The organism is Acinetobacter sp. 197 (assembly GCF_048148385.1).
Lineage (GTDB): Bacteria > Pseudomonadota > Gammaproteobacteria > Pseudomonadales > Moraxellaceae > Acinetobacter > Acinetobacter pecorum.
In genome coordinates this window covers 52,713-74,687 of the sequence record NZ_JAYWZK010000003.1, presented here as the reverse complement: position 1 = coordinate 74,687, position 21,975 = coordinate 52,713, and the positions used below count along the sequence as shown (strand labels likewise).

Annotated in this window: 21 protein-coding genes; 6 read left to right on the top strand and 15 right to left on the bottom strand. The window is 44.7% G+C overall.

The genetic code is table 11. The annotated features are described in order from the left end of the window. Nucleotides 1-6 precede the first annotated feature (6 nt). The 3 genes from VXQ11_RS04400 to VXQ11_RS04390 all read right to left on the bottom strand — a co-directional run bounded on the left by VXQ11_RS04400 (nt 7) and on the right by VXQ11_RS04390 (nt 2,608). Complete coding sequence (locus VXQ11_RS04400) at nt 7-768, bottom strand: TonB-dependent receptor (protein ID WP_416705508.1); 762 nt, start codon at nt 766-768, stop codon at nt 7-9. A 193-nt stretch (nt 769-961) separates the two neighbouring features. After that, the gene (gene purU, locus VXQ11_RS04395; RefSeq protein ID WP_064094845.1) at nt 962-1,828 is read right to left on the bottom strand and encodes a formyltetrahydrofolate deformylase; all 867 of its coding nucleotides are present in this window, start codon (nt 1,826-1,828) and stop codon (nt 962-964) included. Between the two features lie 48 nt (nt 1,829-1,876). After that, a complete protein-coding gene (locus VXQ11_RS04390) occupies nt 1,877-2,608 on the bottom strand; it encodes a TetR/AcrR family transcriptional regulator (protein WP_064094846.1) in 732 nt (243 codons plus the stop codon). Nucleotides 2,609-2,722: 114 nt separating this feature from the next. Between VXQ11_RS04390 and VXQ11_RS04385 the strand changes: the two genes are divergently transcribed. From VXQ11_RS04385 to VXQ11_RS04370, 4 genes are all read left to right on the top strand, one after another. Continuing rightward, the gene (locus VXQ11_RS04385) at nt 2,723-4,171 is read left to right on the top strand and encodes a coniferyl aldehyde dehydrogenase (RefSeq protein ID WP_416680447.1); all 1,449 of its coding nucleotides are present in this window, start codon (nt 2,723-2,725) and stop codon (nt 4,169-4,171) included. Between the two features lie 165 nt (nt 4,172-4,336). Beyond that, nucleotides 4,337-4,573, top strand: a complete 237-nt coding sequence (rpmB, locus tag VXQ11_RS04380; RefSeq protein ID WP_000048256.1) for a 50S ribosomal protein L28 — start codon at nt 4,337-4,339, stop codon at nt 4,571-4,573. 12 nt (nt 4,574-4,585) lie between these two features. Continuing rightward, nucleotides 4,586-4,741 (top strand): 50S ribosomal protein L33, encoded by a 156-nt coding sequence (gene rpmG / locus VXQ11_RS04375; protein WP_001205031.1) that lies wholly within the window; start codon nt 4,586-4,588, stop codon nt 4,739-4,741. A 135-nt stretch (nt 4,742-4,876) separates the two neighbouring features. Then, nucleotides 4,877-6,592, top strand: coding sequence for a cation:proton antiporter (locus tag VXQ11_RS04370; RefSeq protein WP_416705507.1), 1,716 nt, complete (start codon nt 4,877-4,879; stop codon nt 6,590-6,592). 169 nt (nt 6,593-6,761) lie between these two features. On the opposite strand, the gene VXQ11_RS04365 is transcribed toward VXQ11_RS04370, so the two are convergent. The 4 genes from VXQ11_RS04365 to VXQ11_RS04350 form a co-directional block, all read right to left on the bottom strand. Continuing rightward, nucleotides 6,762-7,040, bottom strand: a complete 279-nt coding sequence (locus VXQ11_RS04365; RefSeq protein ID WP_064094849.1) for a hypothetical protein — start codon at nt 7,038-7,040, stop codon at nt 6,762-6,764. A 105-nt stretch (nt 7,041-7,145) separates the two neighbouring features. Next, nucleotides 7,146-7,649, bottom strand: coding sequence for a DUF6586 family protein (locus tag VXQ11_RS04360; protein WP_064094850.1), 504 nt, complete (start codon nt 7,647-7,649; stop codon nt 7,146-7,148). Nucleotides 7,650-7,838: 189 nt separating this feature from the next. Continuing rightward, complete coding sequence (locus VXQ11_RS04355; RefSeq protein WP_416705506.1) at nt 7,839-8,090, bottom strand: RNA recognition motif domain-containing protein; 252 nt, start codon at nt 8,088-8,090, stop codon at nt 7,839-7,841. Nucleotides 8,091-8,173: 83 nt separating this feature from the next. Next, the gene (locus VXQ11_RS04350; RefSeq protein ID WP_416705505.1) at nt 8,174-10,162 is read right to left on the bottom strand and encodes an ATP-dependent helicase; all 1,989 of its coding nucleotides are present in this window, start codon (nt 10,160-10,162) and stop codon (nt 8,174-8,176) included. 223 nt (nt 10,163-10,385) lie between these two features. On the opposite strand from VXQ11_RS04350, the gene VXQ11_RS04345 reads away from it, so the two are divergent. Beyond that, entirely contained in the window at nt 10,386-11,522 is a 1,137-nt protein-coding gene (locus tag VXQ11_RS04345; protein ID WP_416705504.1) for a S41 family peptidase, read from the top strand. Between the two features lie 25 nt (nt 11,523-11,547). Here VXQ11_RS04345 and VXQ11_RS04340 read toward each other — a convergent pair whose 3' ends face one another. The 8 genes from VXQ11_RS04340 to VXQ11_RS04305 form a co-directional block, all read right to left on the bottom strand. Beyond that, complete coding sequence (locus VXQ11_RS04340) at nt 11,548-12,690, bottom strand: glycerate kinase (protein ID WP_416705503.1); 1,143 nt, start codon at nt 12,688-12,690, stop codon at nt 11,548-11,550. A gap of 73 nt (nt 12,691-12,763) precedes the next feature. Further along, nucleotides 12,764-13,336: an HdeD family acid-resistance protein gene (locus tag VXQ11_RS04335; protein ID WP_179993119.1), complete on the bottom strand. Its 573-nt coding sequence runs from the start codon at nt 13,334-13,336 to the stop codon at nt 12,764-12,766. Nucleotides 13,337-13,467: 131 nt separating this feature from the next. Beyond that, nucleotides 13,468-14,226, bottom strand: a complete 759-nt coding sequence (locus VXQ11_RS04330) for a hypothetical protein (protein WP_180010920.1) — start codon at nt 14,224-14,226, stop codon at nt 13,468-13,470. 5 nt (nt 14,227-14,231) lie between these two features. Then, entirely contained in the window at nt 14,232-15,038 is an 807-nt protein-coding gene (locus VXQ11_RS04325; protein ID WP_064094856.1) for an NYN domain-containing protein, read from the bottom strand. Between the two features lie 92 nt (nt 15,039-15,130). After that, entirely contained in the window at nt 15,131-17,773 is a 2,643-nt protein-coding gene (gene topA, locus VXQ11_RS04320; RefSeq protein WP_416705502.1) for a type I DNA topoisomerase, read from the bottom strand. 30 nt (nt 17,774-17,803) lie between these two features. Continuing rightward, a complete protein-coding gene (locus VXQ11_RS04315; protein ID WP_144724526.1) occupies nt 17,804-18,253 on the bottom strand; it encodes an ammonium transporter in 450 nt (149 codons plus the stop codon). A 70-nt stretch (nt 18,254-18,323) separates the two neighbouring features. Further along, the gene (locus tag VXQ11_RS04310) at nt 18,324-19,328 is read right to left on the bottom strand and encodes a hypothetical protein (protein WP_416705501.1); all 1,005 of its coding nucleotides are present in this window, start codon (nt 19,326-19,328) and stop codon (nt 18,324-18,326) included. 383 nt (nt 19,329-19,711) lie between these two features. Then, a complete protein-coding gene (locus VXQ11_RS04305) occupies nt 19,712-19,957 on the bottom strand; it encodes a SlyX family protein (protein WP_064094860.1) in 246 nt (81 codons plus the stop codon). 34 nt (nt 19,958-19,991) lie between these two features. Here VXQ11_RS04305 and VXQ11_RS04300 point away from each other — a divergent pair, with 34 nt between their 5' ends. Next, entirely contained in the window at nt 19,992-21,896 is a 1,905-nt protein-coding gene (locus tag VXQ11_RS04300; RefSeq protein ID WP_416705500.1) for an ATP-binding cassette domain-containing protein, read from the top strand. Nucleotides 21,897-21,975: the final 79 nt, after the last annotated feature.

The following is a 21,975-nucleotide window of genomic DNA, read 5'->3' as shown; positions in this document are numbered from 1 at the left end:
TAGCCGTTATTTAACCTGAAAATCGAAAGGCTGTTCCACACGGGTTGGATAAGCCACACCATTTTCAACATATTTGGTGAGTTGTGCACGACGTACCGCTGCTTCTACTTTGCGCGTTACTGCCGGGCTACAATCTGAGTTTCGTGCAGTCGCGGAGACCACTTTGCCCTGTTCATTTGCTGCCACGTCCACTACCAGCGAACAGGCTGATTTTAATTCACCCGAAGATAATGAAACTTTCGGTGAACGCTGCCAAGAAACACCTCCGCCAATCGATACACTTTTCGGTGATGGAGGTGCAGGGGGCGCCACAGGTGCAGGTGGTGCAACTGGAGCGGGTGCCGGTTTTACTTTAGTTTCAGTGACCACGGTTGGCACTACCGGAGCCGGAGTCGGTTTTGCTTCAACTGGCGGTGCTGTGACTACTTTAGGCGCTTCCACCTTTTTCACCTGTTCAATTTTTTCTACTTTTTTGGGTGGCGGTAGCAGCGGTTTTTCTACAATTTTGACTTCTTTTTTAGGCTTAGGTGGCTCTTTTTGTGGCTCGGCCTTTGGCTTTGGCGGTAAAGGTTTCGGTGCCTCCTGAAGTTTGACAAAGCGCACTTTTAAGGGCTGCTTATCAATGGGTGTCAGTTCAGGCGCTTTCATCTGGCTGATCGCATATAACACCCCCACATGCCCAACAAGTACAGCCGCAACGATAGAGATGATTTTCTTTTTCATCTGATTCGGCGGTGTAGGCATTTGGGGCGCAGCAACTTGACTCATTAAATCTATTACCTTGAGGAGATGATGTGAAACAAACTATCAAGCTCATCGGTTAGCACAATTAAAGTATGCCAATAATAAATGAGAAGTGTTTTCATTTGCAACTGCTAATCTTAGCTTTGACTGATTTTTTTTGCATCAAAACAAAAAAAGGCACACTAAAAGTATGCCTTTTTAAAATCCAATGCAAGTCTTATTGGAACACGACAGTCTTGTTACCATCGACAATAATACGGTCTTCCAGATGCCATCTGACCGCACGGGCCAATACATTACGCTCTACATCCTGACCCAGTTCACGTAACTGTTCAACAGTAAAGTCATGGTTCACGCGCTCCACATCCTGCTCGATGATTGGCCCCTGATCCAGATCAGCTGTCACATAGTGGGCAGTTGCACCAATCAGTTTGACACCCTTGTCATAAGCCTGCTTGTACGGATTGGCACCCACGAAAGCTGGCAGGAATGAATGGTGGATATTGATCACTTTCATTTCCCACTTGCTGACAAACTCTTCATCCAGAATCTGCATATAACGCGCCAGTACCAACAGGTCATTGCCCTGCATCAACTGGTCAATTTCTTCATAAGCCTCACGCTTGTTGTCTTTGGTTACTGGCACCACTTCAAATGGAATACCAAAGTTTTCAACTGCTTCGCGTAAGGTCTCGTGATTCGATACCACTTTGGTAATTTCACAAGGTAAACCACCACGTGCATGACGCCATAATAGTTCCAGCAAGGCATGATCAACCTTGGACACCAGAATACCGACTTTCTTCACATCACTGACCAGAGCCAGACGCCATTGCATGCTATAGCGTTCCGCTACATTCGCTGCAAAAGTCTGGATAATGCTTTCTTTGCGACTTTGAAGATTATCTAATTCAAATTCAACGCGCATGAAATAACGTCCGCCCTGTGCTGCTGTCGCATATTGGTCAAGCGCAGTAATGTTAGCACCTTGATGATACAAGAAGCTTGAAACAGCCTGCACGATGCCCGGCTTGTCTTCACAAGTAATCAATAAACGTGCGGTGTTAGCAGTCGTCATATTCATGTTGGTTTAAGTCACTAATCAGTTAAATTAAAAAATAAGCCGAGTATTCTAGCGCGTTTCTTGGATATTCTGAATAGTTTGTTCAGATTCAGCGTCTTTAGCAGCCGACAGGCTGGCAAAAAGTTCGGAAGAGCCCAGACTATTCAATAACCCTTCATAGGTTTGACGACTTTCGCCACGCAAATAGGCCCCTTCCAAGAATACCATCTGGCGCAGTGCCTGCCAGACCCATTTTTCTTCCAGCGTATTGGAATCGGTCAGATGGCCTGACATATACAGGAAGTTGGTCCAGTTGGTCAGTACAATCCACAGGTTGATGATCAGGGCTTCAATTTCTGAATCGGTCATTTCCATCAGGCCTGCATTGACAAAGCCTTTATAGATTTTCTGGCCCTGCTGCATCACCTGTCCGGCAAAGCGGGGATACAACTTGCGAAAATCTTCGTTATTTTCTACCAGATGATAGACATCCCGATGCAGGAAACGATAAGCCCATAGCTGACTACTCAGTACCTGAAAGTAATGCACCTTGTCATTGGCGTCCAGCGCACGGTCATCCGGCAAGGCCAGCATCTCCAGCGTTTGCTGCTGGTACTGTTCCATCAATTCTTTAATAATTTCATTTTTATTGCGGAAATGATAATACAGGTTGCCTGGGCTCATGCCGAGTTCAGCCGCAATGTGATTGGTGGTGACGGACCGTTCGCCACGCTCATTAAACAGCTGCAAACTAAGCTGCAAGATACGCTCTTTAGTTTTTAAGGTTTTGGTTTGGGACATCCTAAAATAACCATTCAGTTCGTGCATTAGCAGGCTAACACACAAAGTCACTTGACTAATTAGAGTATTTGCTCTAAAAATTAATTAATCGATTTTTGAATATGGTAGTGCGGCATGAACAGTCACACAAAAACAACATCAATGACACCACATTTCTTTGATAGCCAGTACCTCAATGAAGTCTTGGCACAACAAAAACACGCTTACTTACACTACCCTCTGCCAACTGCAAAGGAACGTATCGATCGTTTAGCTCGGCTTAAGCGTATCTTAGTTAAGTATCAAGATCAATTTGCTGAAGCAATTAATCAGGACTATGGTAACCGTTCGATCGGGGAAACCAAAATTGGTGAACTGCTCACCTGTCTGGAACATGTCAAATATTACAGTAAAAACCTGACCCGCTGGATGAAACCCTCCAAACGTCATGTCGGCATTATTCACCAGCCAGCCAAGGCATGGGTACAATATCAGCCTTTGGGCGTAGTCGGAATTATTGCACCGTGGAATTATCCGCTGCTACTGTCTATCGGTCCGCTGATCTGCGCTCTGGCTGCAGGCAACCATGCCATGATCAAGATTTCCAGTGCATCGGCTGCCTTTGGTGCAGTGCTGGAAAAAGCCCTGGCCGAAGCCTTTCCGAAAGAATTGGTCGCGGTGGTGAATGGTGGCGGTGTCATCTCGGATGCATTCTGCCGTTTGCCGTTCGATAAGTTAATTTTCACCGGCTCGACGGCAGTCGGTAAAACCGTGATGGCGGCGGCTGCCGAAAATCTGGTGCCAGTGATTCTGGAACTCGGCGGTAAATCACCGGTACTGGTGCATCCATCCATTGATCTGCGTGATGTAGCTCAGCGTGTCGCCGTTGGCAAGCTCTGGAATGCAGGCCAGACCTGTGTGGCACCCGACTATATGTTCCTGCCACGTGGCAAGACGGCTGAATTTATTGATCATTTTAAGGCTTGCGTAGAAAGCATGTATCCGGATATCACCCATAACCAGGACTACACCTCGATTATCAATGACAAACAATATAACCGTCTGGAAGGTTATCTGGATGATGCACGCGAGCAGGGTGCGCAAGTCATTGAAATTAATCCGCGCAGTGAAAATTCGGCTGATCTGCGCAAGATTGCACCGACCATCGTGACCAATGTCACTCCAATGATGCAGATCATGCAGCATGAAATCTTTGGCCCACTGCTTCCAATCATGGAATATGATCAAATTGATGATGTCATCGACTTTATTAATAGCCGTCCGCGTCCACTTGCTTTATACTACTTCGACTTTGATCAGGCGCGTGCTGATTATGTCGCACAGCGTACCCATTCAGGGCATTTTGGGCAAAATACGGTACTGACCCATGTTGCACAGGACGACTTACCATTTGGGGGTGTCGGTGCATCAGGTATGGGTAAATACCACGGTCCAGAGGGCTTCTTCAGTTTGTCGCATGAACGCTCAGTAATGTCGAATCCAAAGCTGTATAGCTTGAAATACATTCTGCCGCCGTTCAATAAACCGATTCACAAGCTGATTTCGAAGACCCTTCTCCGCTAAATGATCAAGGCATGAGCTATCGATATAGTTCGTGCCGCGTTTTGACGGAAATCGCTTGTCTTTTAAGCGCATTTTTGATATAAAACGCCCCTTGAATGATTTCAATCCGTTTATTTTTGACTGGCCATACAGATTTGCTGTTGGCTAAATCAATGGAGTTACACCATGTCTAAGGTTTGCCAAGTTACCGGCAAGCGTCCAGTCGTTGGTAACAACGTCTCACACGCCAACAACAAAACTAAGCGCCGGTTCGAGCCGAACCTGCACCACCACCGTTTCTGGTTAGAAAGCGAAAAACGTTTTGTACGTCTTCGTTTAACCACTAAAGGTATGCGTATTATCGACAAATTGGGCATTGAAAAGGTTGTTGCTGACCTGCGTGCTCAAGGTCAAAAGATCTAAGGAGTCTGAACCATGCGTGATAAAATTCGCTTAGTTTCTTCAGCTGGTACAGGTTATTTCTATACCACGACTAAGAACAAACGTACTATGCCGGAAAAAATGGAAATCAAAAAATTTGATCCAAAAATCCGTCAACACGTAATCTTCAAAGAAGCTAAAATCAAATAATTTTAGTTTCTTTAAAAAAGCGGCCTTTTCAGGTCGTTTTTTTTTGCACTTTTTTTATCCGGCTTGATAAACTTTCTGAATGTTTTGGCATTTTTTGTGCTTATTTCCCAATAAACCTAACTAAAGGAGTATTTAGTGCCACATGATGTAGAGCTCATTATATTACTCGCTGTTGGTTTTGGCTTAGCTTTAGTCTTTGGCTATCTCGCAGCACGACTGCGTCTTCCCCCTTTGATCGGCTATTTGATTGCCGGTGTGCTGATTAGTCCTCATACGCCGGGTGTGGTCGGTGATATTCATCTGGCCAACCAGTTGGCAGAACTAGGCGTCATGTTCCTGATGTTTGGTGTCGGGATGCATTTTTCCCTGAACGATCTGATGCAGGTACGCCGGATTGCCCTGCCTGGTGCGATTTTACAGATTGCAGTTGCCACCTTGCTCGGGGTAGGTATCTCAATGCTGTGGGGCTGGAATTTTGGCTCAGCACTGGTCTTTGGCTTAAGCCTATCCTGTGCCAGTACCGTGGTTCTACTCAAAGCGCTCGGAGACCGTGGCCTGCTGGATTCGATCAATGGCCGAATTGCAGTTGGCTGGTTACTGGTCGAAGATCTGGTGATGGTATTAGCGCTGGTCTTGTTACCTGCAACTGCAGTGCTACTCGGTGGTCAGGCCCTGGAAGGTGCAAGCGATGAAAATATCTGGCTCACTTTAGGCATTACCCTGCTTAAAGTCGCAGGCTTTATTGCTTTCATGCTGATTATTGGTAAGCGCTTGATTCCAATGATCATACAGGTAGTGGCACGTCTTGGTTCACGTGAGCTGTTCACCTTAACCGTGGTGGCTGCTGCTGTTTCTATCGCCTTCGGCGCTTACAAGATTTTTGGCGTTTCTATGGCTCTGGGTGCGTTTTTTGCCGGTATGGTGGTAAAAGAGTCTGATTTCAGTCATCGCGCCGAAGAGGAAACTTTGCCACTGCGTGAAATTTTCTCGATTTTATTCTTTGTCTCTGTCGGCATGCTGTTTGATCCGCGTATCCTGCTGGAACAGCCCTTACATGTACTGGCAGTGGTCGGCATTATCATGATTGGTAAGACCATTGCAGCCATGGCACTGGTACTGTTCTTTCGTTATCCGATCAATACAGCCTTGACCGTCGGTGCTTCGCTGGCACAGATTGGTGAGTTCTCCTTTATTTTGGCTGCGCTCGGTGTATCCCTTAACCTGCTATCGTTAGAGGGACAAAACCTGATTCTGGCAGGTGCCTTGATTTCAATCACCCTCAACTCTTTCGTTTTCTCTGCGATTGAACCCGTACAAAAATGGATCCGGGAGCGCTCAACTTTGGCTCGCTTACTGGAACGCAGTGGTGACCCGCTGGCGATGTTACCTGATGAAGTTTCACAAGATTATTTGCGCGATCAGGTGGTGATTATTGGCCATGGTGAGGTTGGGCGGCGTATTACCCGGTCATTGATGGAAGAGAACATTAAGGTGGTGATTGCCGAAGAAAACCGTGACATCGTAGAAAATCTGCGTGAAAAAGGTATTGCTGCGGTTTCCGGTATTGCCACTGAAGCTGGCGTTCTCATTCAGGCGCATATTCAGCACGCGCGCTTATTGGTCATTTCCCCTATGGATATAATCGATATCCATAAAATTGTCGACATTGCCAAGACTTTGAATCCCCAAATTCAGGTACTGGTCTGTGCAGAAAGTAAGGAAGAAGCTGAAGCAATCCGTCGGGATAATATTGGTGAGGTATATTATGCCAAAGAGGAAATGGCAAAAAATATGAGTAATCATATTTTAAACCAGATTGAAATCGCGCATCAGCATACGCCTTCTCATTAAAAATTTTTCTTTGAATTCCTCCCTATAAAAAAGTTGCCAGATCCGGCAACTTTTTTATAGGAAAGCAGGCACTGAAGCTCTTTCTTGTACTTATAAATCCGCATCACTGCATTTCTGATAAAACCAAAAAAGCACACTGATCGTGTGCTTTTTAAATGGGTTTTAACGATTAACTCATATACTTTGGCTCTTCATCCACAACCTCAGCCTGCCATTCATTGACCTGCTGTTCCAGCAAGCCATATAAGGCCGCCTGAATCATCTGCTGCGCAACAAAAGGAGTCTGCTCTCCAAGTAGAGCTTTTACCTCGTCATTAAACTGAATCATCACCAAAGGCTGTTTATGTGAACCTGCATTGCGTAAAGCCAATGCGCCACCTTCAAGTTGAACGAGTTCTAAAATCGCGTCTTGATTACCAAATAAGTCTTTCAACTGTTCTATAGACATATATCCTCCACGTTCAACATGGCGGCAAAGAGCTGAATGCACTTTGCATCATTAGAGTAATTGATATAGGGTTAAAAATTGTAATTTCAAGTACAGCCGATCTGATTAAAATTCAATCATCTCATTACGAAACCCATCAATTAATTGGGTCAGGTCACGATGCCACTCTCTTAATATAGCAGTATCAGGTAACCATGCTTGTGGAGACTGTGTGACTTTAATGATGAGATTTGAAGAGGTTTCGTCTTCAGGTTCTGGGGTACTTGGTTCTGGCGCATACTGGCATAAACGATAGGCGCGCTTCAGTTCAGCAATGAAACCGCTTTTAGATAAATGCTGTAGCACAGTGACTTCTGGCGAAATCTGGCCTTTGGCCGCCATCAGTTCTTCAATTGATTTCAGGGTCGGATTAGGATCATTCAGGCGATAGTAACGTACCAGTTCCTGCAAAAATGCCAACAAGGCACCATGTAAATGAAAAACAGTTGCCTCACGTTGTGCCTGAGCCTGTTGTACATGTTCGGTTTGCTCTGCCTGCTGGCAGGAAAGACGGGCAAAATACAGTTTTTGATTGGTACGGTCCGCATGATAGCGAGCAACACGGGTCATCGAGATTTCCTAAGGGTTAAAACAAATTTTGGCTTTTATAAAGTAAAAGGTTCGCCTGCATTTCGCAATCAAAAGATGTTTAAACTGAATTCATCCAGATCCGACTTCAAAGCATTAAGCCCACTGAGCAAATTGAAATATCCTAAATTACAGCCATAAAAAAGGAGCATCATCTGCTCCTTTTTCTATTTACGCCTGTGGCTTGTCTTCAGCCTGTTTGACACGAATACCTGTGCCATGTAAGCGTAAGGTATTCAAGCCTTTGATCGCTTTAACTGCTTCACGACCATGTGGCATTTCTACAAAGGCGAAGCCTTTAGATTTACCAGTTTCAGCATCCAGCACCAAAGTACAGTTTTCTACTGTGCCGTATTCCTGGAACAGTTTCAGCAATTCGGCTTCTGTGACTGTACGTTCTAAATTACGAACTAAAATTTTCATCTAATAACCTTAAGAAGATAGGCAAAAAATATCAAAAAGCACGCGCCTACTCTACTTTTTGCATGAAACAACTTTGCTATAGTTTAATCGAGATCAATGCCAAAATCTAAATTAATCGACTTGCGTTCAATCAAGGCACTTTTGACGGTTTGCTGCCGGGTTTTGTAATGAGTTTCCGTGGTGCAGAACTGCCGGGTAAGATCATTCAGGAAATAGCTCTCGACTTTACGCCCCTGCTCATCGACCGTTTCCCGCGCCCAATGATTCAGGTTCTGTTTGGTCAGAATCAATTCATTTTTTGCCCGGGTCAATGCTACATACAGCACACGACGCTCTTCTTCGACATCATCAAAATCACCTTGGGCACGTGCATGCGGATAATTCCCCGGCGTGACATTGGCTACATAACATACATTTTGCTCGGTGCCTTTGGCTGAGTGAATGGTAATCAGCGTCACCACATCATGATCGGACTGACGTTCAATTTCCGAGATTGACACCGGATCCAGTACATATTCCTCTAAAAATTCACTCAGCTGCGAATGCTTGGACGCCAGCTGTTTGACCAGTTCAAAATCACTCTGGCGACGTGACCAGTCCTTTTTATAGTTTTCCGCCAACTGAGATTCAATCGCCTGAATCGCAAGGCTGACACAGGCTTGCACTTCGCCTTGGAGCACATTCATCTGCTGCATAATCAGAATGGTTTCTAGCGGTATCTTGCCAAACTGTTCTAATTTCTTTGCAATCTGATCCATTTCAGGTTCAGCCAATAGCTGCTGTGACAGCTTGCTGGCACCTACATCACCTACACCATTCCACAGGGTTAAGAAACGCATCCAGGCAATATCATCCAATGGATTGGCGACCACCCGCAGCATGCTGAGCAAATCTTTGACATGCGCCGTTTCCAGCAGCTTCATGCCACCAATAAAGCGATATGGCACATTGGCCGCGATACAGGCCGCTTCAATATGCCGTGCGGCAAAGCTGGAACGAACCAGAACCATATGCTCGCCCCATTTGCTGCCTTGCAGATAATGGCGTTCTTTAATATCAATCGCAATCCATTTGGCTTCATCAAACTCATTCGGGAAGATATGCATACGCGGCTTAATGCCTTCTCCCCGATACGCTTCCAGACGTTTATCATATTTGATTTCAGACTGATCGAGCAGCCAGTTGGACAGATCCAGAATTTCCTGGGTCGAGCGGTAGTTTTTTTCTAATTTAAAAATTTGCGCATCTGGCACACGTTCTTTGAAATGGTGAATATTTTCAAAGTCTGCACCACGAAAGCCATAAATCGACTGGGCATCATCACCGACACAGAACAGGCTGATCCGGTCTTTGAGTGGCTCCAGCAAAGCCCATTGCAATGGATTGGTATCCTGCATTTCATCCACCAGCATATGTCGGCATATAGAAGCGACATAGTCGACCAGACCTTCGGACTGTGCCAGCGCCGTGGCAACTATCGCCAGAATATCGTCATAATCCAGAAAACTTCGCGCCTGCTTACGTGCTTCATATTCTTTCATGATTTCGGCAATCTGGTCCTTTAAGGCCAGATATTCCGGCATCTGTTTTTCCAGCGCCAGACTGAGTTTTTGCCGGGTGTTCCGAGCAAAGGAATACAAATCACATAATTCCTGAGGCTTAGGCAAATGATTGGGGTTCTTCTTGTCATCACGACCGCGAATCAGGCGGAACATCATCAGCTGATCATCACGATCAATAATCGAAAACTGTTCCAGACCAAAAGCTTTCGGAATACGGCGCAGCAGATACATACAGAAGGTATGAAAGGTCGAGGCCCGCAGTCCCTTGGCTTGTTCACCAAGTGCCAGTTCGACACGCGCCACAATTTCACTGGCAGCCCGGCGGGTAAAGGTCAGAATCTGAATCTGGTTGGCAGGCACGCCCTGTTCAATCAAGTAAGCTGCGCGTGCCACGATGGTCTTGGTTTTGCCACAACCTGCCCCGGCCAGCACCAAACTGTGTTTTGCTTCTGTGGTCGCTGCTTGCTTTTGTTGGGGATTTAATTCATCAATCAGGGTGGCTAAACTCATAGTGTCTCAATGTACTAGGGAGAAAGATAGTTTAACAGAGCAGGCTAGATTCTGGGTGTTCTGCTGTTATTTTCCTTTTGATTTATTGTAGAACTCTTTTTTTGTTTCATGCATTTAAATACAACTAAGTTGATGTTTTACATTTGATTTTATAAGTTAAATATTGGTATAAAAATTACTCAATAAATCTCGTATTTTTTAATAAAAACAAGGATGCTGCAACTTGCATACAACCTATAAAACACTCAGCGCTTTGATCATGAGCTTTGGCATGTATTCAAATTTACATGCAGAAACAGTTTCTATAGAAATGACACCCGAAGTCTGCTTAAAAGACCTTGAATATACCGCCCACCTCATCCTTGAAAATGATGCAGGGATTATTGCCAAAAGATGGACCACCTACCCTGAACAGATTCAACAGATTTTCAATCAACAAAAAGAAAAACTTCAGGGTGTAAAAACCGTTGTGGAGTGTCAAAAAATTATTCGACCTTTCATGAAATCCATTCGAAATGGTCATTTAGGTATTAGTATTCATCCAGATGCACAAGCAGCACAACAGCAATCTTCAGACACGCAAGTACCAATTGAAGTGATAACAGAAAATAAAGCTGAGAGAGTTACCACAAAAAAACTATCTGATTCCACCACCTTACTAACCATTTTATCTTTTGACTATGCTCTGTATGAAAAAATTCAGCAGGTGGTATCCAGTAATCAAGATAATCTTTTAAAAGCACCGTATTTGATTATTGACTTGCGTAACAATGGTGGCGGCAGTGACCAAACAGCTGAAGTATTATATAAGATTTTAGGGGAAGCGAAGTACTGGAATACCTCTCCACAAATTTATGCCTCCTCTACCAATATTGACGGATGGGAAGCATACAAAAGCTTTTTAACAGATGAAGATTCACTGACTCATCTCAATAAAACAATTAAAAAAATGCGTGAACAGCAAAATCAATGGGTCAGTATGAGTTCATACAAAGAATCGCAAGAGGTGGTTACAAGCAAAGATATTTTAGCAACACCGCAAAAGGTGGTAATCTTGATCGATAAAAATTGCGGTAGCTCATGCGAACAATTTGTATTAACTGCGCAGCAAAATCCTCGTGTGGTCACGATGGGGCGGCCAACCTATGGCGCTCTTGATGCCTCAAATGTGATGGAAAAGACCTCGCCTTCCAAGCAACTTCAAATTTACTATGCATCAACCTATATTCACCGCCCTGCAGGTAAAGAAATTGACGGCCTTGGCATCCCGCCAGCCATCAAACTACCAAAACCACAAAACCAAGCTGAATATAGTGCCGAAATTCAACTTGCACAGCGTTATTTAGAACAAGGTCTATAATGACTGTGATGTCTAGCTTTTAAACCTATTGTACTAAATCCAAATCAGCACAAACTTTCGAAACTGCTAATTGCAGATTTACTTCTGCATTTTTTAAGGCTTCTTCTAAAGGACAATCTGGTGGATTAATACCAATAATCTGGCTAAATCCTGATTCAAACAGATCCTCAATTCCTTCACCGACTAGACCCGCAAAAGCAATCACAGGTTTATTCAATTGTTTGGCCACTTGTGCCACCCCAAATGGTGTTTTACCGAATTTGGTTTGAAAATCAATTTTACCTTCACCAGTCAGGACATAATCTGCCTGAGCTATTTTCTCGCTCAATTGAACCTGTTCAATCATCAGTTCCACCCCGGAACGAATAGAGGCAGCGGTGAATGCCATTAAACCAAAACCCAGTCCACCGGCTGCACCCGCACCTGCAACATGACGATGATCATGGCCAATCTGCCTAGCGGCTACATCGGCAAAATGACCAAGGTTTTGATCCAGCTGCTTGACCATTTCCGGCATTGCCCCTTTCTGTGGGCCAAAGATTATCGATGCACCATGTGGTCCACACAGCGGATTATTGACATCTGATGCAATGACTATTTCAGTATCTGCTAAACGTGGATCCAGTCCAGATAAATCCATTGATTTGACCAGATCTAAGTTTCCACCACAGACCTGAATTGGCTCACCTACATGATTTAAAAACCGCACGCCCAGTGCCTGAGCCATCCCTGCACCAGCATCATTGGTAATACTGCCACCCAGCCCAATGATGATTTTTTTCACTCCCAGATCCAATGCCTGTTTAATCATCTCTCCTGTGCCATAGGTTGACGTGAACATCGGATTACGCTGTGAAGGTGGTAATAAATGAATGCCATTGGCCTTGGCCATTTCAATCACGGCGGTTTGACCTGCGTCCATTAAACCCCAATAGGTATGAATACGTTGCTCAAACAGTGGCCCGGTCACTTCACATGGAATTTGCTGTCCCCTTAGGCTTGAAATTAGCGCATCGACAGTTCCTTCACCACCATCAGCCATCGGTACCTGTATGATACAGGCATCCGGAATGACTTTCTGGATACCCCGCTGCATTGCTCCACATGCCTGTTGAGCACTCATACTTTCTTTAAAGGCATCTGGTGCAAGAACAAAGATTTTTGACATATAGCGACGATCACTCTTTTTGGTATCTCTACAGTATCAAAAAGAGTGTATATAATGCTCTTAAAACAAAGGATTAAACCTTAGAAGAACTTTTCGGAACCTCACGGCGAATATAGGAAGCAAGCATCAGGTAGTTAATACCCTGAAATAAAATATCAACGGCTAGAAACAAGCCCAACACCCAGAACGGAGCATCTGGTGTCCGCAAGATCATGATTCCGGCCAGGAGAGTCAGTATGCCGGAAAACAGGATCCAGCCCCATCCCGCCATTGGCCGGAATACAAAGGCATTTATTAAGCGGATGACTCCTGCAATAATCAGGATAATGGCCAGAACATTGGTTAGAACGATCGCGGTTTGCACGGGTGTGGTAAAAGCAAAATATCCGGCGACTAAATACAGCAGGCCAAATAAGGCCCAGAACCAGCGCATACCGCCCTCAAAAATCTTGAAGGATGCGATAATATGTAAGACCCCACCGACCATCATCAGCACGCCAAATATAAATACTGCAGATAAGGTTGCCACAGGTAAGGTCGCCAATAAGATCAAACCAAAAATAACCAGCAAGATACCAAAGAGCAGATACCATTTCCGGTTTCGATGTAAGGAATCGAATACAAGGTCATTACCTACTGTTTTCATTTTTATTCTTCTTGATGCTGTTCGTTTAATTTATCTTAAGCGATTTAATTGACCATACTGTATAAAAAATGCAACTTTCATGTCATGACTTCAAGCTGGCAACAGCTATGGGGTCAGTGACAAGGAGGTTGTTATTCTTTCCACCCAAGTTCAATGGCTGTGATCGCATTAATTAATGTCTGCTCTAAAGCATCTGGCATTTTGCTGGTCGTTTGAGAAGTGGGAATATGACCTGCCATCAGCTCTGCTTTGGCTTGCGGAAACAAAGGTTGCTGATCTGGAAATGCATAACCCACCGGATAAAGCGGCTGTCCTGTCGCTAAATCATATTTGTCCGAGGCCCCAAAAGCATGCAGCAACTCATGTACCAAGACAATTTTATTCTGTTCAGCCTGTTTTTTGGAGGCAAATAAATTGACTGATCCAATCCGGCCTTTTTGCAAGGCAGTTGAATGCCTTAATTGCTTGGTTTGTGCAGGATCATAATAATTTAAATATAAAGTCACACTAGGTGAACCATCAGTACTTTGATGCTGTTTCCAGGCATAAAAACGGAATTTCAAACTCCATAAAACGGTATCGATGAGTGAGGCCTGCTCAGGGACTTTCGGCGGTAAAGCGTTAAGTTCACGACCTAAATTAAAATAAAAATAAGTTGGCTGACCACGATATTGCTGTGCTGCTTTTTCCAGATATTCCCTGGCTCCATTCAGATCCTGACCCGACAGTTGCTGGATATATTGCTGTGTGGTCGGCAATCCATCAGCATTAATCGGATGTAGCAATACCATAACCGGTTTGGACCAGTTCTGATTTTGGTCCCGATAGGCATTGACTGCAACAATCAACAAGATGATTAATAAAATCAGAATCCGAATCTTTTTCCACATGGCAGTTACACGCTCTGTTTTTTTATTTTTCTTAAATACATCTGGCTCATTTCAATCTTGGTTTCAAAAAGATTTAGAGTTTTAATTAAACCTGACAATTTGGCTCTACCATAGTTACGAGAATCAAAATCAGGTTTTACTGCACTGATATACTGCCCGACCATACTTAAATTCGCCCAACCATTTTCATCCGCATTATCTTTTACAGCTTTATAAATCAGATTCAGCGTAGCCCGATCCATCCCTTCAGGAAGATTTGAATTTTCCTTAGGTGGAGTCACCATCTTATGGTCTAAAGATTTGTCAGAGCTTACTCCTTTCTTCGGGGAAGTATTAGCGAGTTCATCCTCTTCCTGCTGCTTGATATCAATGTCTGCAATCAAGTTTTCCACATAAATAAACTTATCACATGCTTTTTTAAAAGCTTCTGGAGTCGTTTTCTTTCCAAAACCATACACACTCAAGCCATTTTCACGGATTCTTGAGGCTAAGGGGGTAAAATCACTATCACTGGAGACGATACAGAAACCATCCAAAGCACCTGCATATAACAAGTCCATGGCATCAATAATCAGGATCATATCCGTGGCATCTTTACCCTTGGTATAGGCGAATTGTTGTACCGGAGTAATAGCAAGTGGAAGTAGCACATCTCGCCATTTCTTTAAAGTTTCGCTGCTCCAGTCCCCATACACACGTTTGACACTGGCAATGCCATATTTCGCAACTTCTTCCAAGACTGATGAAATCGCATTAATAGAAGAATTATCGGCATCAATTAATACAGCAAACTTTTTGGTCTGAATATCCACATTTACCCCAAAATATTATTTTTAATTTTTTCTATAAATGATTCTGACATAAAAAATGCCGACTTTCGTCAGCATTTTTTCAATTTTGAAGTTTAGGCTTCCACCCATTTTCCGTCCTGATAAACCAGAGACCATTTGGTCTGCTTGCCTTCAGCATTTTCTGAACCAATATATTGTGACTGGTTCTTACGGCTAAATTTCACCAGCGTTGGATTCCCTTCAGGATCAACATCCGGTGCCTGCAAGATAAACTGGTATTTCGGGTCGAGCTGGTCGGCCACGGTACGCAATTCTGCCACTTTCGGTGCCCGGGTTTCACGGACTTTCGGAAACTTGCTTGCTGCCAAGAACAAACCGGCTGCACCGTCACGCAGCACAAAGAAATCGTCATGCTTGGTGGAACGCAGATGTTCCATCTTGATCGGATCAACGCGTGGTGGCGCAGGCTGACCATTTTTCAGAACTTTACGGGTATTCTCACAGCTGGTGCAGGCAAAGTATGGACCAAAACGACCCGTCTTCAGCTGCATTTCACCATCACATTTATCACATGGAATGCTCGGACCATCATAGCCCTTGATCTTGAACTCGCCTTCTTCCAGCTCATAACCATCACAATCCGGGTTGTTTCCGCAGATATGCAGTTTACGACCGCCATCAATCACATAGCTGTCCATTGCAGTGCCACAGACTGGACAACGTTTTTTTGACATCAGGTCTGCAGTTTCTGCCGCATCATCATCTGACAAAGCTGCCAGAGATTCAACCGGAGTCAGGTTTAGCGTGCCTTTACAACGTTCTTTGGGTGGCAGGTTATAACCCGAACAACCCAGGAATACACCCGTTGTTCCGGTACGGATCTGCATCGGACGGTCACATTCCTTACAATGTACCGCATCGACTTCCACAGGCTGATTGCGGCGCATGCCGTTTTCACCCTGTGCCGTGGTCAAACGCTGCTTGAAGTCGCCGTAGAAGCTGTCTAACAGCTCTTTCCAGTTACGTTCACCATCTGCGACTTTATCAAGCTGACCTTCAAGGTCTGCGGTAAAGTCATAGTTCATGAGGTTATTAAAGCTTTCATCCAGACGATCCGTCACGATCTCGCCCATCTTCTCGGCATAGAGACGACGGTTGTCCAGTTTCACATAACCGCGATCCTGAATGGTCGAGATAATCGCAGCATAGGTCGAAGGACGGCCAATGCCTTTCTTCTCGAGTTCTTTCACCAGCGAGGCTTCAGTAAAGCGTGCCGGTGGCTTGGTAAAATGCTGAGAAGGATCGAGCTTTTCAAGCTTTAATACTTCACCCACTTTCACAGCAGGCAACAGCACATCATCATCCGACTTGTTCTGACCGCGTACTTTAGTGAAACCGTCAAACACCAAGGTACGACCTTTGGCTTTGAGTTCTACCCCATTAGCATCCACTAAAATCGTTGATGATAAATATTCTGCAGGTGTCATCTGGCAGGCCACAAACTGACGCCAGATCAGGTCATACAGACGCTGTGCATCACGCTCTACACCGGCAAGACTATCGCCTTTGAGTGCGACATTCGATGGACGAATGGCTTCATGCGCTTCTTGAGCACCGGCTTTATTGCCATAACGGTTCGGCTTGGCAGGTAAATATTTTTCACCAAATTCAGATTCGATATGACCACGTACCATATTGACCGCATCATCACTCAAGAAGGTGGAGTCGGTACGCATATAGGTAATGAAACCGGCTTCATACAAACGCTGCGCCAGCATCATGGTTTTCTTCACCGAGAAGCCCAATCGGGTACTGGCGGCCTGTTGCAAGGTTGAAGTGATATACGGTGCGCTTGGATTGACCTTGGTCGGTTTATCTTCACGACTGATGACTTTGTATTCGGCATCTTTGATCAGGTTTAAAAGCGCATCAGTTTCATCTTTGTTGCGCAGTTTGAGCGTCTTGCCATTTTGCTTGACTGCTTCAAGACGAATATCATCTTTTTTCGTCTTGGTATCGGCAAATACCTGCCAGTATTCTTCAGGAATAAAAGCACGAATTTCACGTTCACGCTCAACCACCAGCTTTACTGCAACCGACTGTACCCGACCTGCGGACAGCCCCCGGGCAATTTTTTCCCACAGCAATGGCGAAATCATAAAACCTACCACGCGGTCGAGGAAGCGGCGTGCCTGCTGAGCATTGACTTTGTTGGTATCCAGACGTGCAGGATGCTTGAAGGCATCCTGAATGGCATTTTTGGTGATTTCGTTAAACACTACACGCTGATAACGCGAATCATCACCACCGATGACTTCTTTTAAATGCCAGGCAATCGCTTCCCCTTCCCTATCCATATCCGTTGCCAGATAGACTTCATCGACTTGCGATGCCAGTTTCTTAAGTTCGGCTACCACATGTTCTTTGCCCGGAAGGACTTCATATTTGGCTTTCCAGTCATGTTCCGGATCAACCCCCATGCGGTTAATCAGGGCCAGTTGTGATTTTTCAGCTTTTTCTGCATCTGTCAGTTTGGTACGTGTCGTCGGCTTTTTCTCTGTCGATTTTACAGAACCGCCTGTCGGCAAGTCACGTACATGACCCACCGATGATTTTACGATGTAGTTCGGACCAAGGTACTTATTGATTGTTTTCGCTTTTGCAGGCGACTCCACAATCACTAGGGCACGCTTACTTCCAGCGTCGGGAGACTTCGCTGTGCTGCTTTTTGATGTGGACCGAGGAGCGTTCGCCATAATTAACCGTTAATCCTGTTTATTTCTAAATTAAAGTTCAGCCAAAGCATGTAACAGTGCCTTGATGTCATCAAGTTGTGTTGCTCTAAGGTCAGATTCTTCATCCCAATACATGCCGACACAGTTGGCCTGCATATCAATAGCATAAATGCCTTTTAATGCAATGGGAAAATCTTTAAATTTCTCATCACCCTGCACAATTTCGAGTTTATTATCGACAACACGGGCGCGCATCAGGGGCAAACGGGCTTCCGGCATCAACACACTGTAGTACGCAACCATACTGGCACGGCTTTCAGTCGCCTTCGGGATTTTGGTCCAGTCTGGTGCCACTACCAAACGTGGATGCAGACCCATTTTACGGGCTTTGTCACGCATCAGTCCCAGAGCTTTTTCCCGAGGACTTACACGCAACCCGAAAATCGACCCTATAACGAAAATGATGATGACCACCGTCACCCAGATTCCAGTGTTTTCCATAGTTCAACCTTTATGTTCTATTATTAGAGTTGCATAAGCAGAATATAAAACGCAAGTTTGCACGATGAAATTAATTCAGGAACATTTCATGACTATATAAAATTTCATGACCATTCCAGTAAATATAACCTTTCTCGATCAGCTCCTTAAGCAGCAAGCGGATATCCGATTTGGGAAATAACTGCTCCAGTAAATCACGTAATTCATAAATATCTTTGGGTTTATTACCCTGGAGTTCACGCAGTTTACGCGCCACTTCGAGTTGTACCGGATCAATCCGGCCAAAGTTCTTGAACAGGTCCTGCTGGGCCGACTGGATCGATGACTTGAGCGATTCAGATTCAACAGGAACCTCATCAACTTTTAGCTGGGAAATGACCTGATCCAGTTTTGGATTTTCAACCGGACTTTGTTCATCTAAATCGAGTTGCAGCCATTGTTTCAGGACTTTTTTCCGGAAGCTGATTTGCTCGTCATAACGTTTGACGATTTTCAGGTTAATCAACATGCCGACCACATGCTGGGCTTTTAGCGGCATCACTTGCAGAATATTCGCTACTGAATTTTTCAGGCTTTCCACTGTATGGGGCTTGCCGCTCATTTTCCCTAATGCATCACAGTATTTTTTCACCAGTTGCAAGGCGGGTTTGTTCTTGATGGCGTCCAGACTAGGAAGATGATTCTTAGGTTGATCTGTTGGAATGCTTATCTCATCAGGCTGGATCTGAATCAGGTGACACGGAATATCAGAAGCCTGTAGCATCTGCTGCAACATCTCGCTGCTGTCCATCGCCGAAATCAGCTCAACCTCGGATTCCGGCTCTAATAGCGCCATGAGCTGTCCGACGATCACGGCATATTCATATTCTTTCTGAGGTGACTCAGGCGTGTCCAGTACTACAACCTGACCACTACTCACCCAGCCAGCCAGCTCGGTTAAATCCTTTAAGGAGAATTCAAATTTTCCGGCACAGCTAAACAGGTATAAAGTCGAGTAATGCGCCACAATCTCACGCATTAACTTGGCTGTGGGGAAATTATTTTCGAGATCGAGTAGAACAACTTTTGGGTGCATGGGACGCAATTCCGGAATGTACCTGAGAGCCATTATTAGAGTAGGAAGTGAGTGAAAGGTCAAATAATTTTACGGATAATCTGCCGATGGCACTGCTATAGACCTATTTTGACAGAGTCTCCACCCTCAGGATAGGAAATGCCTGCAAGCAAGCTTTTTTTTACCAACGGGAATATGGGTGGCTAACAGGAAAATTTCTTTTGCGTCTGATGATTACACTGCGCTTTACTAATTTTATATACTCATGCAAAACGACTTAAAGTCTGATTCAAAAAAATATTCCTCTTTTCTGAGACTTATAAATTGGTCTATCTTTATTTTTGATTAAAAAAACCCTTAGATCAGCTAAGGGTCATTCTTGTAATTAAATCATTGCTTGCAAATTAATAATGCGGTGGCCGATCTGCAACTGGATCAAATTCTGCAATACCTTTAGACAGATCGGAGGACTCAACACGTTGATATAACAGCTGCATTTGCTGTTTCAGGTCAGCAATTTCCAGAGTCTGTTTGGCCACCTGATCATTCAACTGTTCAACTAAATCGTCTAAAAATGCAATTCGCACTTGCAAATCTTCAATGGGTGCGGAAAATGACGCCTGATCATTTAGATTTTGTTGTTTAGTCATTTAAAGTCCTCACTGGGGGATTTCAGGAAACATTATGGCCTATATTACCCTTAGGGATGTCCAACTTGCGTTTGGTGGACCTGCCCTGCTCAACGGCGCGAATTTTAACTTGGAACGCGGCGAACGAGTGTGTTTGATTGGCCGTAATGGTGAGGGTAAGTCTACCTTACTTAAGCTGATTGAAGGAAGCTTGCTGCCGGATAGCGGTGAAGTTTCCTTACAAAATGGCATTACTATTTCCATGCTGGCACAAGATGTGCCGATGGATTCAGGTAAAGTGGCGGATATCGTGGCAGACGGTGCCGGTGAAGCTGCCGAAGTGTTGCGTGCCTATCATGAAGCCAGTGAAGCCTGTGTGCTAGGTGACATGGACGCCTGTGAGCGTATGGGGAACCTGCAACACAAAATGGATCAGCTGGATGGCTGGGCACTGGAAACCAAGGTCAATTCGATTTTAAGTAAAATGGGACTGGACCCGGAGGCAGATCTTGCCGATTTGTCTGGGGGCCGGAAACGTCGTGTCCTGCTAGCACGTGCTTTACTTACCCAACCCGATGTCCTGTTACTGGATGAACCGACGAACCATCTGGATGTAGAAAGTATCGAATGGCTGGAAAAATTTCTGCTCGATCAGAATAATTTAACCTTACTATTTATTTCACATGACCGTGCCTTTGTCGATAGCATTGCCACCCGTATTGTGGAGCTGGATCGTGGTCAACTGCGCAGTTATGAGGGTAACTATTCACGTTATCTAGACCTGAAAGCGCAGCAAATGGAAGCTGAAGAAAAACAAAATGCGCTATTCGATAAAAAGCTTGCTGAAGAAGAAGTCTGGATCCGTCAGGGCATTAAAGCCCGTCGTACCCGTAATGAAGGCCGTGTGCGTGCCCTGAAAGCATTGCGTGAAGAATCTAAGGCACGTCGTTCACAGCAAGGTAAAGTGACGATGGCAACTCAGGATGCCAACCGTTCAGGCAAACTGGTGTTTGAAATTGAGAACCTGAGTGTGAAATTCGGTGACAACACACCAATCATCAATAACTTCTCTGCACTTGTACTGCGTGGCGATCGTATCGGTCTGGTCGGCGATAACGGTGTGGGTAAAACTACACTCATTAAAGCCATTCTGGGTGAGATAGAACACGGCGGCACGGTGAAGACCGGTACGCAGCTTGAAGTGGCCTATTTTGACCAGTTACGTAATGCGCTGGACCTGGAAAAATCAGTGAAAGATAACGTGTCAGAAGGTTCTGACCATGTGGATGTGAATGGTAACCGCCGTCATATCTATAGTTATTTACAAGATTTCCTGTTTTCGCCAGAACGTGCCCGTACACCAGTCAAAGCTTTGTCGGGTGGTGAGCGTAACCGTATCCTGTTGGCGAAACTGTTACTCAAACCATCAAATCTGATTGTGATGGATGAGCCAACCAATGACCTGGATATGGTAACACTAGAGTTACTTGAAGAAATGCTCAGTGGCTATACAGGCACCTTACTGTTGATCTCGCATGACCGGGCCTTCATGGACAATGTGGTGACATCCACTTGGGTCTTTGATGGTAAGGGCAATATTGACGAATATGTTGGCGGTTATCAGGATTATCTGGAACAGCGTCCAGACCAAACTGTAGTTGACCAAAAAAGTGCCGTGAAAAAGGCCATGGCCAAAGCGGAAGCCGAGGCGGCGCCAGTTGCTGCTAAGAAAGTTAAGCTTAGCTACAAGGACCAGCGCGCACTTGAGCAACTTCCGGCTGAAATAGAAGCGCTGGAAAAAGAGCAGACCGAGATCAATGTTCAACTGGCTGATGGCGCTTTATTCGTAACCGATTCTGATAAAGCTCTGAAACTTTCTAACCGTTTGTCAGAAATTGATGAGCTATTACTGGAAAAATTAGAGCGCTGGGAAGAGCTGGACAATATGAATAACGGCTAAATATTCTACTAGTCTTTATTAAAGCATCTGTATTCGGACAGATGCTTTTTTATTTCAAGAATCTTCTCTGTTAGACTGC

What these genes read in the sequence shown, in the direction of transcription:
- VXQ11_RS04400 (WP_416705508.1), bottom strand. Translation starts at nt 768, where the DNA reads ATGAGTCAAGTTGCTGCGCCCCAAATGCCTACACCGCCGAATCAGATG.
- purU (WP_064094845.1), bottom strand. Translation starts at nt 1,828, where the DNA reads ATGAATATGACGACTGCTAACACCGCACGTTTATTGATTACTTGTGAA.
- VXQ11_RS04390 (WP_064094846.1), bottom strand. Translation starts at nt 2,608, where the DNA reads ATGTCCCAAACCAAAACCTTAAAAACTAAAGAGCGTATCTTGCAGCTT.
- VXQ11_RS04385 (WP_416680447.1), top strand. Translation starts at nt 2,723, where the DNA reads ATGAACAGTCACACAAAAACAACATCAATGACACCACATTTCTTTGAT.
- rpmB (WP_000048256.1), top strand. Translation starts at nt 4,337, where the DNA reads ATGTCTAAGGTTTGCCAAGTTACCGGCAAGCGTCCAGTCGTTGGTAAC.
- rpmG (WP_001205031.1), top strand. Translation starts at nt 4,586, where the DNA reads ATGCGTGATAAAATTCGCTTAGTTTCTTCAGCTGGTACAGGTTATTTC.
- VXQ11_RS04365 (WP_064094849.1), bottom strand. Translation starts at nt 7,040, where the DNA reads ATGTCTATAGAACAGTTGAAAGACTTATTTGGTAATCAAGACGCGATT.
- VXQ11_RS04360 (WP_064094850.1), bottom strand. Translation starts at nt 7,649, where the DNA reads ATGACCCGTGTTGCTCGCTATCATGCGGACCGTACCAATCAAAAACTG.
- VXQ11_RS04355 (WP_416705506.1), bottom strand. Translation starts at nt 8,090, where the DNA reads ATGAAAATTTTAGTTCGTAATTTAGAACGTACAGTCACAGAAGCCGAA.
- VXQ11_RS04350 (WP_416705505.1), bottom strand. Translation starts at nt 10,162, where the DNA reads ATGAGTTTAGCCACCCTGATTGATGAATTAAATCCCCAACAAAAGCAA.
- VXQ11_RS04340 (WP_416705503.1), bottom strand. Translation starts at nt 12,690, where the DNA reads ATGTCAAAAATCTTTGTTCTTGCACCAGATGCCTTTAAAGAAAGTATG.
- VXQ11_RS04335 (WP_179993119.1), bottom strand. Translation starts at nt 13,336, where the DNA reads ATGAAAACAGTAGGTAATGACCTTGTATTCGATTCCTTACATCGAAAC.
- VXQ11_RS04330 (WP_180010920.1), bottom strand. Translation starts at nt 14,226, where the DNA reads ATGTGGAAAAAGATTCGGATTCTGATTTTATTAATCATCTTGTTGATT.
- topA (WP_416705502.1), bottom strand. Translation starts at nt 17,773, where the DNA reads ATGGCGAACGCTCCTCGGTCCACATCAAAAAGCAGCACAGCGAAGTCT.
- VXQ11_RS04315 (WP_144724526.1), bottom strand. Translation starts at nt 18,253, where the DNA reads ATGGAAAACACTGGAATCTGGGTGACGGTGGTCATCATCATTTTCGTT.
- VXQ11_RS04310 (WP_416705501.1), bottom strand. Translation starts at nt 19,328, where the DNA reads ATGCACCCAAAAGTTGTTCTACTCGATCTCGAAAATAATTTCCCCACA.
- VXQ11_RS04305 (WP_064094860.1), bottom strand. Translation starts at nt 19,957, where the DNA reads ATGACTAAACAACAAAATCTAAATGATCAGGCGTCATTTTCCGCACCC.
- VXQ11_RS04300 (WP_416705500.1), top strand. Translation starts at nt 19,992, where the DNA reads ATGGCCTATATTACCCTTAGGGATGTCCAACTTGCGTTTGGTGGACCT.